This window comes from Amycolatopsis albidoflavus (genome assembly GCF_039525725.1).
In the GTDB taxonomy this organism is placed as follows: domain Bacteria; phylum Actinomycetota; class Actinomycetes; order Mycobacteriales; family Pseudonocardiaceae; genus Amycolatopsis; species Amycolatopsis albidoflava.
Map to the genome: position 1 here is coordinate 174,016 of NZ_BAAAHV010000028.1, position 18,050 is coordinate 192,065.

Consider the following 18,050-nt stretch of genomic DNA (forward strand, 5'->3'; position numbering starts at 1 on the left):
ATGACCGCGACCCGACACCCACGCGTGCCCGAGCCCGATCGCGGCGAGCCCGGCACCGGCGCGCGCCCGGCGGACCCGGTGCGCCGGGAGCGGGTCCTGCTCGCCCCGCAGCGCCCCGGCCGTGGTTCCCGGCGGCGGCTGGTCTGGCTGCTGGCTCTGGGCCTGACCGTAGTGCTCGGCGGTGTGCTGGCTGTCAGTGCGTGGGCCTCGCCCGGCGCGGCCCAGAAGCCCGCTGTGCAGCAGGCGGCGCTCGCACGATCCGCGCCGCAGCAACCGCCGCCGTTGCCGGTGCCGCCCGATCCCGGCAACTCGTGTGCGCCGAACTCGCCGGACCCGGCGTGTCACTTTCCGACCGGCTCGCCGCGCCCGTCGGTCCCGGCGACGCCGTTGCCTCCGGTCACCGAGCCGCCGCCGACGAGTTGCTTCCCCGGCCAGATCGGGTGCACGCCCGGCGGCACGGCCACCGCGCCGAGCACGACAGCGAACCCGCCGTGCACGGGCGAAGACTGCATCCCGCAACCCACACCGCCGCCGAGCACGAGCCCGCAGCCGGGCGGTCCCAGTACGGGAAACGGCGATCCGGACTGCGGGCTGACCAACATCACCGGCTGCATCGCCGAGGCGATCAACGGCGTGTTCAAGGATCTGGTCACCGCCGCGCTGTCGCCGATCCTCGACTTGCTCGGCCACACCGTGCTGACCACGCCGACGCTGGACCAGCTGCCTGGTGTCGGCGAGCTGTGGGACAACTCGTGGCAGATCGTGCTGGCCTGCTACGGGATGCTGATCCTCATCGCCGGGATCGTGGTGATGTCCCACGAGTCGGTGCAGAGCCGGTACTCGATCAAGGAGATCGGCCCGCGGATCCCGATCGGCTTTCTCGCCTCCGCGCTGTCGCTGTTCTTCGCCGAGAAGCTCATCCGGCTGGCCAACGCGCTGTCCGCCGCAGTCCTCGGCGACGGGGTCAATCCGCCCTCGCTCGGGTCGACCCTCAAGGACACGGTCCAGGGCGCGGTCTCCGGCGGGTTCTTCATGATCCTGCTGGCGCTGGTGCTCGTGGTCGTCGGGATCGCCCTGCTGGCCGTCTACGCCGTCCGCGTGGTCATCACGCTGATCCTGATCGTCACCGGGCCGCTGCTGTTGATGTGCCACTGCCTGCCCCACACCGACGGCATCGCCCGGTGGTGGTGGAAGGCGCTCGGGGCGACGCTGGCGATCCAGGTCGCCCAGTCGCTGGTGCTGATCACCGCCGTGCGGACCTTCCTGACCGGCGGGGTGCATCTGTTCGGCTCGACGCTGTCCGCGCTCGGCATGGTGATCGCCGCGATCGCGCTGTTCTACATCCTGTTCAAGATCCCGTTCTGGTTCCTCTCGGCCGCCAGGATCGGCAACGGCCGCTCTCTCCTCGGAAGCCTCGTCAAGACCTACATCGCGGCGAAGACATTCGGGATGGTCGCCGGGAAGTCCAGTCGCTTCGGCAAAGCCAGCACGGCCGCCGGCGGCGGCAAGGGACACAGGGGCGGCAGCGGCCGGGGCGGGGCTGCTGCCAATCCGCCGCCGCACCCTCCGCCGCGGAGCCCGCGGACACCGGAGGCGGTCAACAAGCGGATGCAGGCGGCCTACGACGCAGAGCGCACCCGTGCTGCCCAGCAGCCGCGCCCGCCCTCACAGCGACCGGAATTTCTGCAGCCCGGTCCGCAGGAGACCACCCACGACCCGGCCGTCACCCCGGCCAACCAAGGACCCGCCATGCCCGAATTCAGTCCCGCATCCAAGCCCACGACCGCGGTCCCGCCGCCCTCCGGGCGGCACCGCAAGCAGCCCCCGACAGCACCCCGGTTCCAAGCTCCCCGTGCACCGCGCCGCGCCAGCGGCGCCGCGCCCCCGGGTCGACCGGTCGCGACGGCCGCGGTTCCCCCGCACTTGCGGTTCCAGCCGCCGACGCCGGACCCGCCCCACGCGGCCCGGCCGGCCACGCCCGCGACCGCGCCGCCCGCCGCACCGGTCTTCCGGACCGCGCACCCGCAGCCGCGCATCGGAGACGCCCGCCCGCGCACGCCGTCCGCGCCGCCGGTGACGTTCCGGGCACCGACCACGCCACCGGCACCGCCGAAGTCCGCGCCGAAAGCCCCACCCCGTGAAGGTGAGAAGCCATGACCCAGCCCGTGCGCATCCCGTCCGACGTCGATCGCGAGGATCGCGTCCTGGCCAACCTCACCGCCCGCCAGCTGGCGATCCTCGCGGTGACCGGGATCGTGCTCTACGGCGCCTGGACGCTGACCCGCGGCGTGGTGCCGCTGCCGGTCTTCCTGATCGTCGCTATTCCTATCGGGGTCGCTGCCGCGGTCCTGGCGCTGGGTCAGCGCGACGGCATGAGCCTGGACCGGCTCGTGCTCGCGGCCCTCCGCCAGCGCCTGCAACCCCGCCGCCGGGTCGCCGCCCCCGAAGGGGTACGGCCCGCACCCGAGTGGCTGACCAGCAGCATCACCGCGACCGATGCCACCGGTGCCGCAAGCGGAACAGAGGTGTCTCCGGCGGCGCTGCGGCTGCCCGCGGAAGGGGTCACCGAGGCCGGTGTCGTCGACCTCGGCCCCGACGGGGTCGCGATGGTCGCGGTGGCCAGCACCGTCAACTTCGCGCTCCGCACGCCCGGCGAGCAGGAGGCGCTGGTCGCGTCGTTCGGCCGGTATCTGCATTCGATCTCCGCGCCGGTGCAGGTGCTCATCCGGGCCGAACGGCTGGACCTGAGCCGGCAGATCAGCGACCTGCGCGAGGCCGCCCCCGGCTTGCCGCATCCGATGCTCGAAGCCGCCGCGGCCGAGCACGCGACGTATCTCGACCAGTTGCGCCGCTCCGCCGATCTGCTGCGGCGCCAGGTGCTGCTGGTGCTGCGCGAGCCGATCCGCGCCACGGGACCGGCCGACGGGCTCGGCGGCCCGTCCCCGCTCGCCGCGCTGCGGGCGCGACGCGCCCGCAACCGGGACGGCGAGGTCACCGAGACCGCGCGGCGCTCAGCGGAAACCAGGCTCGTGCGGCGCCTGGGCGAAGCCACCGAACTGCTCTCCCCGGCCGGGATCACGATCACGCCCCTGGACGCCGGGCAGGCCACCGCCGTGCTGGCCACCGCGTGCAACCCGGACAGCCTGATCCTGCCCTCGGCGGGCCTGGCCGGCACGGACGAAGTGATCACCACCGCCGCCCCGGACCCCGACGACCAGCCACCCGTCCATCACCGGAGCACGGCCCGTCGCACCGGGCGCGGCAGCGCGCCGCAGGAGCCGACGGCCCTGGACGAATGGGAGGGCAGGGACCTATGAGCAGGAAGCTCGGCCGTATTCGAGGCCGCAGGACGCCGCACACGAACGCGCCGCTGGGCAGGGCCAGTGCGTTCACGCCGGACTCGCTGTCGGTCGCGCCCCGGCATCTGGAGATCGGCGGCGAATGGGTCTCCTCCTTCGCGGTCACCGGCTACCCGCGCGAAGTCCACGCGGGATGGCTGCAGCCGCTGCTGTCCTACCCCGGCCGCGTAGACGTGTCGCTGCACATCGAACCGATCGACCCTGTCACCGCCACCCACCGGCTCAAGCGCCAACTGTCCAAATTGGAATCGGGGCGACGGTACACCTCGGACAAGGGACGGTTGCTCGACCCGACGGTCGAGGCCGCCACCGAGGACGCCTACGACCTCTCGGCCCGCGTCGCCCGCGGCGAAGGGAAGTTGTACCGGCTCGGGCTGTATCTGACCGTGCACGCCACCAGCGAAGCCGATCTCGCCGAGCAGGTCGCCGCAGTGCGGGCACTCGCCGCGTCGCTGCTGATGAACGCGCAGCCGACCACCTACCGGTCACTGCAAGGCTGGGTGTCCACCCTGCCGCTGGCGCTCGACCTCATCGGCATGCGCCGCACCTTCGACACCAGCGCGCTGGCCGCCGCGTTTCCCTTCACCAGCCCCGATCTGCCGCCCGCCGACCCGACCAGCGTCGCCGCACCGGCCGGTGTCCTGTACGGATTCAACGTCGGATCGCAGGGTTTGGTGCATTGGGACCGATTTTCCGCGGACAACTACAACGCGGTGGTGCTCGGGCGCTCCGGCGCGGGCAAGTCCTACCTGGTGAAGCTGGAAACCCTGCGCAGCCTCTACCGCGGGGTCGAGGTCGCGATCATCGACCCGGAAGACGAGTACCGACGACTCGGCGAGGCCATCGGCGGCACCTACATCCACCTCGGCGACCCCGACGTCCGCATCAACCCGTTCGACCTGCCGATCGCCATCAGGCCGGACGGGCGCCGCACCGCCCCCAAGGACGCCCTGACCCGCCGGGCACTGTTCCTGCACACCGTCATCGGGTTGCTGCTGACCACTGAACTGTCCGCGCAGCAACGAGCCGTGCTCGACCGGGCGATCATGGCCAGCTACCAGCAAGCCGGGATCACCAGCGACCCGCGGACCTGGAGCCGACAGGCACCGCTGCTGGCCGACCTCGCCGCAATCCTCACCGACACCGGCGATCCGATCGCCACGGATCTCGGCTCCAGGTTGCACCCGTTCGTCGAGGGCGCGTTCTCCACGATGTTCTCCGGGCCGACCACCACGCGGCCCGAGGGCCGCCTGACCGTGTTCAGCCTGCGCGACCTGCCCGACGAACTCCGGCCGATCGGCACCCTGCTCACGCTGGACACGGTGTGGCGGCGGGTGTCCAACCCGGCCATCCGGCGGCCGAGGCTGATCACGGTCGACGAGGCATGGCTGCTCATGCAAGACCCTGCCGGGGCGCGTTTTCTGCACCGCATGGCCAAAGCAGCCCGAAAACACTGGGCGGGCTTGACGATCGCGACCCAAGACGTCGGGGACGTCCTCGGGACAGACCTGGGCAAGGCGATCATCGCGAACGCGGCCACGCAGATCCTCCTACGCCAGGCGCCGCAAGCGATCGACGAGATCGTGGCGACCTTCAACCTGTCCGAAGGCGAGAAGCAGTTCCTGATCTCCGCGGACAAGGGACAAGGTCTGCTCTCGACCGGGACACAGAGAGTCGCGTTCCAGTCGCTGGCTTCGCCGCAGGAAAACGCGCTCATCACAACAGATCCAGCCGAGTTGGCGCAGTACGCGGAACACGAACCTAGCACGGACGACGGCGCGTTTGTAGATCTCGGCATCGACGACACCGAACTGACGCTCGATGCGGACGCTGACGGCCACGTCGACCTCGGCAGCGCTGCGTAATCCGCCCTGCCGCTGCAGATCGCTCAAGGGCATGGCGGCGGCTGTCGCAGTGGCAGGCCGAGATCTACGCCGAACGGGCACACAAACGGCGACGCCATCTGCGACTCGTGCCCACCGACCCGTCCGCTCCTGCCCCGACGCCGGAAGGCCAGCCGAGCGCGGACGACACCGAGCGATACGCGGCCTGAATCCGCGTCCTTTGCGACTTTTCCTTGCGAGAGGGGATTTTCTGATGTCATCCGCTCAGTCTGTGGTCGCTTCGGCGAGGACGCTTGCGTCGCCGTTGCAGGACTACCTGCGCGATCCTGGTGCCGCAGTGCGCGCTGTCGTCGCGGCACTGCGGGAATTCGCACTGTCCTGGGGGCCGCTCGTCGGGCCGGCCGTTGCGCTCGCGGCGGCTGGCATTGTGGTCGGGCGACGGTGGTGGGCGCGCCGGTGCCATGACCGGATGGCCGCCGACGCCCGGGTGGTCACGGTGCTGGCTCCGCCGACGGTCGATCCGGACGGCGCGGCGGCCTTGTACTCCAATCTGGTCGGGCTGTTGCGGTCCGGCTGGAAGCGGCGTATGCACGGCCAGCCGCACATTGTGTGGGAGTACGTGTTTTCCCATGCCGGGGTCGCCTTGCGGCTGTGGCTGCCAGGGGTGGTGCCGCCCGGCATGGCCGAGCGCGCCGTCGAGGCTGCTTGGCCCGGCGCGCACACCCGGACCGCACCGGCCAAGCCGCCGATCCCCTTGGCCAATCCGCCGGGCAAAGCGGTCGAGGCGGTGGGCGGCGAACTGCGTCTGGCCCGCAGCGAGGCATTGCCCATCCGGTCGGACTTCCCCGCTGATCCGGTCCGGGCCTTGCTGGGCGCTCCGGTCGGCATGGCTGCCCATGAACGTGCCGTGGTGCAGATCCTTGCGCGCCCGGTCACCGGCGCGCGGGTCCGCACAGCCCGGCGAGCCGCCCGCCGGGTCCGCGCGGGCAGCTCGGTCCGGCTGGCCGGGCGCCTCCTGGACCTGATCACCCCGCACACCGGATCGCGCAAGCCCGGCACGACCGCGAAGCGGCCGGTCGTCGATCACCAGACCTCGCTGGAAACCTCGGCGCAGGACCGGGTCATCGTGGCCAAGCAGCGCAGCTCCCAGTACGAGACCCGCATCCGGTACGCCGTGGCAACCTTGGTCGACGAGCACGCGACCGGTGTGGAGCGGGTTCCGGTGCGGGAGCACCTGCGCGGACGCGGGCATGCCATCGCCAGCGCGTTCGCGGCTTACAGCGAACACAACTACTACCGTCGCGTCCGGCTCGCCAACCCCGTCCAGGCGGTGGCCGAGCGGCGCCTCGCCTCCGGTGATCTGCTCTCGGTCTCGGAGCTGGCCGCGCTTGCGCACGTCCCGACCGACGAGGCCGTACCCGGGTTGCAGCGCGCCGGAGCGAAGGCGGTGCCGCCGCCACCGGGAATCGCCACCGAGGGCCCGGGAGTGAAACCGATCGGGATCACCGACTCCGGCCACCCCCGGCCGGTGGGGCTGCGCGTCGCCGACGCGCGCCATCATCTGCACATTCTGGGTGCGACGGGGTCGGGCAAGTCCGAGTTGATGGCGCGGATGATCCTCGACGACGCCGAGGCCGGCCGCGGGCTGGTCGTGATCGATCCCAAGGGAGACCTGGTCGCGGACACCCTGATGCGGCTGCCCTCGCGGCTCGGGGAGAAGGTCGTGCTCTTCGACGCCGACAGCCGATCCCGCCCGCCGGTGCTCAACCCGCTCGAAGGCGACGACACCGCCCGCACCGTGGACAACCTGGTGTCGATCTTCTCCCACGTCTACGCCTCCAGTTGGGGGCCGCGGACCGAGGACATCCTGCGCTCCGGGCTGCTGACCCTGCGCGAGCTGCCCGGCACGCCCACGCTGACCGATCTGCCGAAACTGCTGACGGTGCCCGCTTTCCGGCAGCGTGCGCTCGAACAGATCTCCGACGATATCCTGACCGGCTTCTGGCACTGGTACGACGATCTGTCCGACGCCAGCCGGGCACAGGTCGTCGCGCCGCTGATGAACAAGCTCCGCGGCCTGCTGCTGCGCCCGTTCGTGCGGGCCTCCCTCGCCGGCGGCGAATCCACAGTAGACATGGACTCCGTGCTCGACGGCGGAATCTGCCTGGTGCGCCTGGGCAAGGACGCGCTCGGGATGGACACTGCGCGGCTGATCGGCTCGATCGTGGTGGCCCGCACCTGGCAGGCCGCCACCCGGCGAGCCCGGATACCGCAGCGCGATCGGCACGATGCCTCGCTCTACATCGACGAGTGCCACAACTTCCTCAATCTGGCGTACCCGATGGAGGACATGCTCGCCGAAGCCCGGGGCTACCGGATGTCGATGACACTCGCGCACCAGTACCTGCGGCAACTGCCGCGCGAACTGGAGGAAGGCATCAGCACCAACGCCCGCTCGAAGATCATTTTCTCGGCGTCGCCCGAAGACGCCCGGCACCTGGCCCGGCACACCGCGCCGCGGCTCTCCGAACACGACCTCGCCAATCTCGGCCGGTTCCACATCGCCGCGCGACTGGTGCTCGACAGCGAGGAAGCTCCCCCGTTCACCGCAGTCACCCAGAAGCTCCCGCCCGCGATTCACGGGCGCGCCAAAGAAATCCGGCGGCTCGCGCTCGTGAACACCAAGCCTCGAAACACGCCCGATCCGGCCGAAAACGTCCAGCCGGTGGCGTTCGACCCGCGCCGCGCGGCCTGACCCGCTCAGCTATTTCCGTTTGCCCGCAGGGCGTTCCCGCGTCCCGCACGTCTGGAGGTGCACTCACGATGGTCAGCAATCCCACCCCGCAGCGACAATTGCGGGCACATCGGCCCGAACGGACTGCTGCGCGGGTGCTCAACACGGCCGAGCACCACGCCTGGCTGGCCCGGCATCTCACCGACCGGGACCGGTGGCTGTGCCGGATGCTGTTCGAGCACCACGTGCTCACCAGCACCCAGATCATCGATATCGCCTTCACCGGTCGCCGCGGGGCGAACCTGCGCCTGCGCAACCTCTACCAGTGGGGCGTGCTGCACCGGTTCCAGCCGCACCGCGACCGCGGCTCGCACCCGATGCACTACGTCCTCGACACCGCCGGAGCCGTCGCGATCGCCCGCGAGGACGGCATCGACCCCAAGGAACTGGGCTACAGCCGTGAACGCGAGATCGGCCGCGCGTTCTCGCTGCAACTGGCGCACACCGTGGGCTGCAACGGACTGTTCACCACCCTGACCCGCCGAGCACGCCAGCCCGGCGCCGCGGGTGCGCTCGCGGCCTGGTGGTCGGCCGCCCGGTGCGGCCGGCACTGGGGCGACATCGTCACCCCGGACGGCTACGGCCGCTGGCGCGAGGCCGGCAGGGACGTCGAGTGGTTCATCGAGTTCGACTTCGGCACCGAGCAACTGTCCCGGCTGGCGGGCAAACTCGCCCGCTACGAACGGCTGGCCGAGGTCACGGGCATCACCACACCCGTGCTGGTGTGGCTGCCCAGCGCCAGGCGCGAAGTCAATGCACGCAGCGCTATGGCCGAGGCGCTGCGGGGTCTCGACCGGCCTGCACGCGTACCCGTGGCGACCAGCAGCGGCGAAGCCGCGGCTGACCCGCTCGACATGGCCGCGCCGCGCTGGCGACGACTCGACGAGTCCGGCACCGCCGGTCGAGTGGCGCTGGCGGGCCTGCCCGCCCTCTGGCCGGGCCTGCGCGCCTCGGCTCCCGGCGGTGGGCAGCGTCCGGCGGCCGCGACGCCCGCCGCCACCCGTGCGGAGGTGGCACCGCCCTCACCGATGCCCCCGCCCGACCCCGCGCCTCCGTGGAGGTGATGCATCATGGGCAAGGTGGCCGCCGCCGGCGCTGGGTTCGTCGTCCTGATCATGCTCTTCATCGGCGGTGGCGCCATCGCTGTGGTTCAAGCCGTGTTCGGCAGTTCAAGCAGCGCTGGCGGGGGCATGAACTGTGCCCCCGCCGGAGCGAGCGCCACCTCCGCCGCAGGGTACGGACCGCAGGAGATGGGCAACGCGGCGACGATCGTCGCTGTCGGCAAACGGATGAACGTGCCCGAGCAGGGCTGGGTGATCGCGGTCGCCGCGGCGCTCACCGAGTCGCGGCTGAAGAACCTGAACTACGGCGACCGCGACAGCGTCGGCCTGTTCCAGCAGCGTCCCTCGCAAGGCTGGGGAACGGTCGCGCAGATCATGGACCCCGCCTACAGCAGCGAGCAGTTCTACCGGCGTCTGCTGGCGCTGCCGAACTGGCAGAACATGCCGGTCACCGTTGCGGCCCAGACCGTGCAGCGATCCGGTTTTCCCGACCGCTACGCGAAATTCGAGCCAACAGCACGCCAGATCGTCGGGGCCGTCCAAGGCGCCGCCTGCACGACCAATGCGACGACCGGCGGTTGGACGACCCCCACGAGCGGCACCTGCACCTCCAGATTCGGGTACCGCGGCAACGAATTCCACAAAGGACTCGACATCGCCGCTCCCATCGGCACGCCGATCCTGGCGGCCAACTCCGGCACGGTGATCAGCTCAGGCCCGGCGTCCGGCTACGGGCTGTGGGTCCGCATCCAGCACGCAGACGGAATCGTGACGATCTACGGCCACAACGACAACAACCTGGTCCGCGAAGGGCAACTCGTTCAGGCCGGCCAGCCCATCGCCGCGGTCGGAAACCGCGGAGTCTCCACCGGAGCGCACCTGCACCTGCAGATCGAGGCCAACGGGCAGCCCGTCGACCCCGTGGAGTTCTACCGGCAACGAGGAGGCCAGCTCTGCTGCTAGGTGTGTGTACCGTCGCGTCGCCCGGAAGAGCCTTCGTGACACTTCCGGAGCGTTCCGGCGCATGAATCTAGTCTCCGATGGTCGTCCAGACGCGTGAGTCCGGCTACTCGTCCGCCGGGGCACCTTTGAGGTGGTTGTAGAGGTTCGCGCGGCTGAGGCCGACCTCCTTGGAGATTTTGGTTTTCGGCACACCGGCCTTGTCCGCTTCACGGATATCGGCGAGCCGCTCCGTCCGTTCGGCCTTCCGCTGCTGGAGCAGGATTTCCCGCATCTCCTGCAGGGAGCTTTCCACCTCGCGGATGCTCTCCAAGGCGGTCTCGATCGCTTCGATGCGCTGTCGGCGGGCGCGCAGCTGCGCGATGTGCTCGTCCTTGTCCATCTGCGCCCCTCTCTCGCGTGACCAGGGTTCACCGACCTCTGGGCATGGCTGACCATCTGTTTGCCGCCGTGTAGCCCTAGACACCTTACCGAGACAGCCCCGCGGTCAGCAGGTGTGTCGTGACCAGCGATTCCTGGTGGCGACACGCCCCTGCTGCCCTGGTCCAACGGTCCCGGCGCGTCATCGGAGTCCGCGGGTGGCGGTGACCTCGTCGGCGCAGGCGACGGCGGTGACCATCATGGTGCGCAGCAGTTCGCTGGTCCCGGCAGACTTTCGCCGAGGTGAACAGCCCCGGGACCGCGTGGACACGGTGGCAGACCTCGACGATCACGGGCGCCTCGCTCTGAGCGGCGACCAGGCGTTGACATGCGTAGCCACGGTACGGCGAGTACTCCGCCGTAGTTGGCGATCTCCCGCAATTGCGGCCCGCTGCACGCAACGACCACCGCGAGCCCCCGACCAGGACTTCCACGGTCTTCATGCCTTGCCACTTACTAATGAGGTCGTAAGTAAGTCGAGACTTGCCGGGGTGTTTTCCCGGGTTTTCCGGTGTGGTGCTGGGACAATTTCGGGGTGCGTGACAACGACGGGCGGAAGCTGGATCACCGGACGCTCGAGGTGCTGCGGATGCGGGCGGTCGAGCAGGTCGCGGCGGGGGCTCGTCCCGAGGAAGTGGCTGTGGCCATGGGGTTTCACAAGAACACCGTGTACGGGTGGCTGGCCAAGGTTCGCGAGGGCGGGAAGGGCGCGTTGAAGGCCAGGGCGGTGCCGGGCCGTCCGCCGCGTCTGAACGCCACGCAGATCTCGACGCTGTACGGACTCGTCGCGGGCGTCGATCCGCGGCAGTTGTCGTTCGGGTTCGCGTTGTGGACACGGGAGATGGTGCGCGAGGTGATCCGCCGCGAGTTCGGCGTGGCGCTGAGCGCGGTCAGCGTCGGCAGGCTGCTGCGCACCATGGGCATGTCCCCGCAGCGGCCGCTGCACCGCGCCTACCAGCAGAACCCCGACGCCGTGGAAGCATGGAAGACCGAGCGGTTCCCGGCCATCCGCACCGAGGCCAGGAAACTCGGCGCGACAGTGTATTTCGCCGACGAGGCCGGAATCCGCTCGGACTACCACGCCGGAACCACCTGGGCGCCGGTCGGGAAGACCCCGGTCGTCGCGAACACCGGCGCCCGCTACTCGGTCAACATGCTCTCCGCCGTCTCGGCCCAGGGCGCGCTGCGGTTCATGCTCCACGACGGCGCCGTGAACGCCGCCGTGTTCATCGAGTTCTGCACACGCCTCCTCCACGACGCCGCGGGACCGGTGTTCCTCGTCGTCGACGGGCACCCCAGCCACCGCGCCAAAGCCGTCGCCAAGTTCGTCGCCCGCACCGGCGGCCGGCTGCGGCTGTTCTTCCTGCCCGGCTACTCCCCGCAGCTCAACCCCGACGAATGGGTCTGGAAAAACGTCAAACACGACCGCATCGGCACAACCGGCGTCACCAGCAAACACGACCTCAAACGCAAAGCCGCCGGCGCCCTGCGACGCCTGCAGAAACTCCCCGCCCTCATCTGCGGATTCTTCCACGACCCCAACCTCGCCTACATCACCGCGTGACTCGACCTACTTCCGAACTCCTTAGTATCGCACTATCTCCATCTATGACCAGTTCATCACGGGCAAGCCGGAGGAAGTCACTGCGGAACCGGCCTATTCTCTCCATTGCTTCCTTGGGCGTAAGACTTCCGGCCGGCTCTCCGGTCCTGGGGTCGTTGACGTCGACGCCATACATCATCGCGGGAAGCAGCCACATGTCAGAAATTCCTTGCGAGAAGAATCCGTGCATGCCAGCGGAACAAATCAATTGAACCTCGGCCGCTTTTTCCCGAATGTCGGTAATATTTCTCAGATACTCCGAAGCGGCATTTTTATTCGGTTCCTTGCCGCTGAGGTCGCGAAGGCGGTCAAGCAGCGAATGAGCCCGGTTCAAGGCTTGAAGCAGTTGGCCAAAGATCAATACTTTCGTATCGCGGTCGAGCTTGGCGGACTCACGCTTGTTCTCCCGCTCCCACCGCACGTCTTCGCGTTCCAGTTCCCGGTGCCAGCGCCGATCTTCGCGCCAGGCGTTGACGAGTTGGCCCGCGATTACCCCAACGAGCCCGATCACGCCAACAACGATCGGCACCCATACCGAGACTTGTCCGCTTTGCATGTCTCGCAACGTATCGCGCTGCCCAGGTGGTCGCGTTTCGCCCCATCACGTCCAGGTACCTCTGGTTCCGGAGTACGTGCATCAGTCGATCCGGTCGGTGCCTGGTGCCTCGTACGCCTCGACGACCTCCGGCGGCATCTGCTCCGTGGTGCGGTGGCCGCGCAGCTTGTGCCAGGCGACGGTCCAGGTGGCCTCTTTCTCTCCGCGTCGTGGCGGTGGGAAGACCGGGTTCGGCACGGTCACCGACTTCTTGTTGACCCGCCGTACCCGCATCCACATGCCGTTGTAGAGCACCCAGTCGCCTTTGCTCACGGTGTCCGGCCCCAGCGTGGACGCCTTGCCCTCAGCCTGGAGTTGGGAGTAGACGCCCTTCCAGTAGTCGATCTGCTCGGTGAGGGTGGTGATTTCGCGCCGCAGGTAGACCGCGCGTTCCTCGCCGGGATGCCGGATTCCCCAGCGATGCCGCGGCTGGCCGTGCTCGTCGGTCTCGGTCACCCAGCCCGGTTCGCCGTCGAGTTCGCGCTGAAGACGCCGACGGTCGGCTTCCTGCTTCTCGATCCGGTTGGCCACGGTGACCGGGTTGTGTCGGGCGCCCATGTGGTGCGACGCGGTCTCGGCGCGGCGCGCCAGCTCGTCGGCGTACTCGCCCTGCTTGATGGATTTGCCGAGCTGGTTCCAGGCGCGCTCGCGACGGTTGCGGTCGGCCTTGTAGCTGTAGTGGTCGACCAGCAGCGGCTGGCCCATCGGGATGTTGTGGAACACGTAGTCGGCTTTCGCCCGCGTGGCGTCGGCCGTGGCCTGGTGTTGCCCCGAGCGCTCGGTGAGCCGGTCGGCCCGGTCGTCCATCCGGTCGGCGAGATCGGTTTCCTGCTGCTCGATGCTGGGCATCGTGTCGTCGATGTCGCGCTCGACGGTGTAGCCGGCCTCAGTGAGCACGCGCTCGATCTCGGCGACGGCGTACGGCTTAGACTGGCGATGCCGAGAGGATCGCAGCAGCCACGCCGTGGCGTAGCGGGACCAGGTCCACGACGGATGGGCCTTCAGTGCCACGTGTGCAGGACTGTTACGAGTGGTTCCCTCGACGGTGGTGCCGGATTCGTAGTCGTGGTGGATTGTCAGAGTTCCCAAGGGCATGGCGGTGCGCCTCCTTCGTGTCATTTCGTAGGTCGTGCGGGCCGTCTTGTTCGGTCCGCCGAAATCCGGGTGGGTCAGTGGTCCTGGTCCCAATCCGGCGTTCGCGGGAATGTCGCCAGGAACGCAGCGACGCGGGCGGCCTCGCTCGGAGCGACCGAGAAGGCGAAGGCCACGTGTCCGCTGTTGCGGGGCACCGTGACGGTGCCGGCCAGCGGTCCCTGATAGCGCACGATGGCTTCCTGCGGGTCGCGGCCGAGCGGGCGGGGACCGGGCGTGCGGACGGTCGCGCCGAGCGGATCCGCGATGGCGTGCGCGAGCCGGTCGCGCGCGGCGGCCTCGTCATCGAGTCGTTGCTTCAGCTCGCGGGTTTCCGCGAGGGTGACCCGGTAGCCGGGCAGCAGCCGCCGGGCAGTCTCCGCGGCGACGGTTTCCGGTGTTTTGGCCGGGGACACCGTGATGTCGTGTGATGGCACCGGGTTTCCGTGGTGGTGCCGGATTGTCGCCAGTTGGGCCGGGAGGCTGCCGGACAGCCTGAGCCGTGGTGTCTTCTCCCAGTCGGAGTAGCACACGTGAAGCTCTTCACCGTCTGGGCCGATAAGGTACCGGTCGCGGTGACCGTGGTGGCCCGGTCCGACCGTCCATGTCCCATCGAGCGCTTCCGCCATCGCTACCGCGAATGCCTGCATGTCCATGGGTTGTTTCCTTCCTGTGTCGCGGCTTGTGTGAGCCGGAATTGGTTTGGGCACCAGTTGTGGCCATTTCGCGGCCACGGCACCCGCGCGGCGCATGGCCGCGCGGGCACCGAAGCGGCGACGGTCCTTGTCAGACCGAGGCCAGCACTTTGCCGAGCGTCGTCACGGTGTCCTGGTCGAGCGCGTCGGCTTTTCCGTCCACCGCGCGGGCCATGTTGCGTTCGGCGCGGGAGGCGTTGCGCACGATCGCTTCGTGGTGGGTGTAGGTGTTGACGGCCTGCACCACTCCCCACGCGGTACCGCGCCACGGGCTGACCCGATTGTCGCTGTCCCATAAGCGAGTCAGGGCGGCCCGTTCGTTCGTCGCGGTCGTGCGGGCGCGTCCCTTCTCCTCTGGCATCGGGGTGTGTGCGTCCAAGAAGGCGCGCCATGCCTGGTCGGTCACGGTCGTTTCGCACAGGGCCTTGACCTCGGCGGCGAATTCCTCGGCCACGGTGTGGACCATCGCGAGCGCGTCGCGGGCTTCTACGATGCGGAACTTGCCGTTCTTGGAGTGCTTGACCTTGAACTGTTGGCCGTACTCGCGCAGGCCGGCCGACATCGTGTTGTCGCACACGACGTTGGTCACGGTGCGCTTGTAGGTGGTGGCGAGGCTGCCGTCGTGGCTGGTGCAGGCGACCAGGTTCGGCCGGAACTCCACGCCTTCCGGGGTGGTGATGTTTTCGGGCACTTCCACGCTCACCCACGCCTGTCGGCGGTCGCGCAGCAGGCCCGCGGAACCGATCGACAGACCGTCATCCAGGATCGTGCCGACCTTGTCCAGTAGCCATTCCTGGTACTGGTGCACGGTGTACCCGTCGGCGAAGATCCCGAGGACATCACCGGTATCCGATGCGGTGATGGCTTGCTTGTTGGGCACGCGGCGCAGGCCGAACTTGCCCGCCACAAGCACCGGTTCCGGTTCGGCGGTCCAGCGGAACAAGCGCCGCTGCACATCGGCGACCGGGATAGGTCCGGCGTAGTGGTTCGGCTCGCTGCCTTGCGCCGATGCCCGGTAGTGCCACGCGTGGCCGCGCTTGTCGGTGAACCCGATCAGAACATTGTTGTTGAGCCATTCGCTGGTTTCTTTGGACATGACAAACCCACTTTCGTTATCGGAGGTGCTACGGGAAACCGTTGTGCGGTCACGGCGTCCGCGCGCGAACGCGCGCGGCACCGAAACGCCACAACACAGTGCGACTAGTTGCGGTAGTGAGATCGCATAGATTCTTCTGCCCGGCTCAGTGCGGCACGTTGCGAAAGCCAACGTTCGGCATCACTGAAATGCCGGTGCCATTGCTCGGTTTCGTCGGGCTCAACCGAGCAGGACGCCAACCCGCGCCACAGCCCGCGCCAGTGAAGGATCACGCGCACGTGTCCGTTCTCGGTCGCGTAGGCGAATACGGTTTCGTCGTCGGGCTGTCCATTCCCTTGTGGGCCCGATTCGGCGAGATAGCGCACGACCAGGCTCACTAGTAGTTCATGGTGGGCCCCATGGTCGACAGCGCTTGGTACGCGCGCCGGGCTCTGTGCTGGTTGGCGTAATCACGAAAGATCGCGTATTGCCGGTCCTTCTCGCTTCCGGCAACCGGATTGTTGGTATCCACGGTGCATCTCCTTTGCCCGCTACCCCTTGACGGGTCGAGTTCGTTACGCCACGTTTTTGCCGTAGGGGTAGACAACGGGGTAGCAGTGTTCGCAGCCGCGCAATGTTTCGCGGACGTCCGGCATGGTTACGGTGTGATTGCCGTGTCGGTATCCGTCGACCATGACCGAAATGCATTCGCAGTCGTCTTCTGCGTATTGTTCGGCGCAGTCGTAATGCAGCGGTTCATCACAAGCGCTTTCGAGCCACTTGTCGCACTCGGCGCATTGCCGGTATCCCAGCTCGGACATGATGTGGTCGATATCCCAGCTGTGACAGTCGGTGCACAAGGTCTGCCCGTCGTCGCTCAGCGCCGAAACGACGTCCGCCGCGATTTCCTGGGGCACGTCGTAGCAGTCGACCAGCACGCGCGCGGCGTTCTCGGATTCCCGCTCGGACAGGTCTTCGTCGTCGAGCAGCGGGTATCCGGCGAGCGCGGCACCGATACGGTCGGCGGCCTCACGTGCGGCGGAATCGCTGTAGTCGTAGGCAAGAAGTCCGTTCCACTCGGTTGCTTTTCCTGGTGCCGCTTCGTCCATGAGTTGCACCGCCGCGTGCCCGTTGGACACGTCCGCCAGGTGGGCGCACTGGTGTCCGGTGAGGTAGTCGCCGGGAATTGGCAGCGGGTCACCGCCCGATCCGAGCACGAATCCGAAGCCGGACCAGTCGTTATCTCGGGCGCAGTCTTCACCGTCCCATGTCCCGTAACGAAAGTTCTGCCTGAAGAACAAGTGTGCATCTTCGGAAAACGAAATTTCAGGGTTGTTCATGGTTGACACTCCCAAGCGGGTGCGGATTAGTGCGAGTCACAGGCCGCATGCGGCAAAGAAACGGTCTCGGTCGAATCGGTGGTTTACCGATTCGAAGTACGTGCACAAGGCGTCGGCGAGTGCTTTTCGTTCGTCGTCGGCAACAACTTCCCGACGTACGGAATCGGCAATTTCTTTGAAGTCTTTACGTGTCATGACGGGTCCTCCAACGGTGTTGTGGTTGCATGTTGTTTGGCGGTTCAGGCCAGTTGCGAACTGGTACGGGTCGAAATGTGGACACGTCGGGTGCGATTGATGCAAAGGGGATCATCTTCTATGTCCGTGCGATGCGTAACCGCAAGCGATAGCGCCCGGTCGGCCGGTAGCGCATTCCCTGAACCTCCCTAAAAGGGAAGCCGTTATGTCTAGTGCACAACGTAGGGAACCATGCCCGTAAGACATAGCGTGCTACGAACGGGAAAAGCGCGACGCGCTTGAGAGAGTGACGTTCAATGTCGGCAACCGCTTTACACAATCCGGACGCCCACACGTTGTGACGTTTTTCGGTGCTAGACCACCATGTAGTTACCTTGGGGACACACCTATGGCAGGCATGCCTTTTATGCGCGCTACTCCGCTCTATAGCAAGGGATTCACATAACGGGGCTGCAAGCGCAGTTACTACGCATCCCAGACTGGAAATGCGCGTTTGGCTACGCGTCGTTCCCCACTACTGCCCTGCACGGTTTCGCTGCTGTCCGCGCGGCCCAAGCCGCCGCCCGCGCTATGCGGGTCTTATAGTTCGTAACGACCAAACCGTTAAGGAAAGAAAGGAAGGAGATCGCTCGCGGGACGCCGTGTCCCGGTCCTCACGCCCTTCTCTGTTCCATCCGCTCCAGCCTGTCTCGGTTACATGTCTAGGTTGACATACTGCCTAGACACTTTCAAGCCTCAGTCGGGTTCCGTTATCTCGCCGTTACCTTCGGCGTCGACCCCCTGCTCAGGGTCGGTCGGGCCCTTGAGCGGGGAAGACGCAGGGGAAGAGAACGACCCGCACAGCGGCAGCCGGCGCCCGCGCCCGCGACCCGCACAGCTTTGATTCAGTACGAATTTCTCTTTGGATATCCTGCGGTTTTCGAATCACGCCACTTGTGGCCACGCCGTTTATATGGTTGTCAATATCTATGGGTCATG

General features: G+C 67.8%; 16 protein-coding genes and 1 pseudogene. 8 read left to right on the plus strand and 9 right to left on the minus strand.

Annotation, left to right across the window (positions count from 1 at the left end):
- From ABD156_RS43565 to ABD156_RS43590, 7 genes and pseudogenes are all read left to right on the plus strand, one after another.
- Positions 1–2,157: a TrbL/VirB6 family protein gene (locus tag ABD156_RS43565; protein ID WP_344287315.1), complete on the plus strand. Its 2,157-nt coding sequence runs from the start codon at positions 1–3 to the stop codon at positions 2,155–2,157.
- The gene (locus tag ABD156_RS43570) at positions 2,154–3,317 is read left to right on the plus strand and encodes a PrgI family protein (RefSeq protein WP_344287317.1); all 1,164 of its coding nucleotides are present in this window, start codon (positions 2,154–2,156) and stop codon (positions 3,315–3,317) included. Before ABD156_RS43565 ends, ABD156_RS43570 begins: the two co-directional genes overlap by 4 nt.
- Positions 3,314–5,224: a VirB4 family type IV secretion system protein gene (locus ABD156_RS43575; RefSeq protein WP_344287319.1), complete on the plus strand. Its 1,911-nt coding sequence runs from the start codon at positions 3,314–3,316 to the stop codon at positions 5,222–5,224. Before ABD156_RS43570 ends, ABD156_RS43575 begins: the two co-directional genes overlap by 4 nt.
- 35 nt (positions 5,225–5,259) lie before the next feature.
- Positions 5,260–5,412: pseudogene (locus ABD156_RS47945) on the plus strand (GP88 family protein); the annotation flags it as partial.
- Between the two features lie 44 nt (positions 5,413–5,456).
- Positions 5,457–7,958 carry a type IV secretory system conjugative DNA transfer family protein gene (locus tag ABD156_RS43580; protein WP_344287321.1) on the plus strand — a complete coding sequence of 834 codons (2,502 nt, stop codon included), beginning with the start codon at positions 5,457–5,459 and terminating at the stop codon, positions 7,956–7,958.
- Between the two features lie 68 nt (positions 7,959–8,026).
- The gene (locus ABD156_RS43585) at positions 8,027–9,061 is read left to right on the plus strand and encodes a replication-relaxation family protein (RefSeq protein WP_344287323.1); all 1,035 of its coding nucleotides are present in this window, start codon (positions 8,027–8,029) and stop codon (positions 9,059–9,061) included.
- Between the two features lie 6 nt (positions 9,062–9,067).
- A complete protein-coding gene (locus ABD156_RS43590; RefSeq protein WP_344287325.1) occupies positions 9,068–10,021 on the plus strand; it encodes a M23 family metallopeptidase in 954 nt (317 codons plus the stop codon).
- Positions 10,022–10,124: 103 nt separating this feature from the next.
- Here ABD156_RS43590 and ABD156_RS43595 read toward each other — a convergent pair whose 3' ends face one another.
- The gene (locus ABD156_RS43595; protein WP_344287327.1) at positions 10,125–10,400 is read right to left on the minus strand and encodes a hypothetical protein; all 276 of its coding nucleotides are present in this window, start codon (positions 10,398–10,400) and stop codon (positions 10,125–10,127) included.
- Between the two features lie 573 nt (positions 10,401–10,973).
- Between ABD156_RS43595 and ABD156_RS43600 the strand changes: the two genes are divergently transcribed.
- A complete protein-coding gene (locus ABD156_RS43600; RefSeq protein WP_344287329.1) occupies positions 10,974–12,002 on the plus strand; it encodes an IS630 family transposase in 1,029 nt (342 codons plus the stop codon).
- On the opposite strand, the gene ABD156_RS43605 is transcribed toward ABD156_RS43600, so the two are convergent.
- From ABD156_RS43605 to ABD156_RS43640, 8 genes are all read right to left on the minus strand, one after another.
- Positions 11,992–12,597, minus strand: a complete 606-nt coding sequence (locus ABD156_RS43605; RefSeq protein WP_344287331.1) for a hypothetical protein — start codon at positions 12,595–12,597, stop codon at positions 11,992–11,994. The genes ABD156_RS43600 and ABD156_RS43605 overlap by 11 nt on opposite strands.
- A gap of 81 nt (positions 12,598–12,678) precedes the next feature.
- Complete coding sequence (locus ABD156_RS43610) at positions 12,679–13,731, minus strand: DUF3560 domain-containing protein (RefSeq protein WP_344287334.1); 1,053 nt, start codon at positions 13,729–13,731, stop codon at positions 12,679–12,681.
- Between the two features lie 74 nt (positions 13,732–13,805).
- A complete protein-coding gene (locus ABD156_RS43615) occupies positions 13,806–14,423 on the minus strand; it encodes a hypothetical protein (RefSeq protein WP_344287336.1) in 618 nt (205 codons plus the stop codon).
- 130 nt (positions 14,424–14,553) lie between these two features.
- Complete coding sequence (locus tag ABD156_RS43620) at positions 14,554–15,639, minus strand: DUF932 domain-containing protein (protein WP_344287338.1); 1,086 nt, start codon at positions 15,637–15,639, stop codon at positions 14,554–14,556.
- A gap of 23 nt (positions 15,640–15,662) precedes the next feature.
- On the minus strand, positions 15,663–15,935 hold the full coding sequence (locus tag ABD156_RS43625; protein WP_344287340.1) for a hypothetical protein: 273 nt from the start codon (positions 15,933–15,935) through the stop codon (positions 15,663–15,665).
- Positions 15,935–16,069: a hypothetical protein gene (locus tag ABD156_RS43630; RefSeq protein WP_344287342.1), complete on the minus strand. Its 135-nt coding sequence runs from the start codon at positions 16,067–16,069 to the stop codon at positions 15,935–15,937. Before ABD156_RS43630 ends, ABD156_RS43625 begins: the two co-directional genes overlap by 1 nt.
- Positions 16,070–16,112: 43 nt before the next feature.
- Entirely contained in the window at positions 16,113–16,877 is a 765-nt protein-coding gene (locus ABD156_RS43635; RefSeq protein WP_344287344.1) for a hypothetical protein, read from the minus strand.
- Between the two features lie 36 nt (positions 16,878–16,913).
- The gene (locus ABD156_RS43640; RefSeq protein WP_344287346.1) at positions 16,914–17,072 is read right to left on the minus strand and encodes a hypothetical protein; all 159 of its coding nucleotides are present in this window, start codon (positions 17,070–17,072) and stop codon (positions 16,914–16,916) included.
- Between the last annotated feature and the right edge of the window lie 978 nt (positions 17,073–18,050).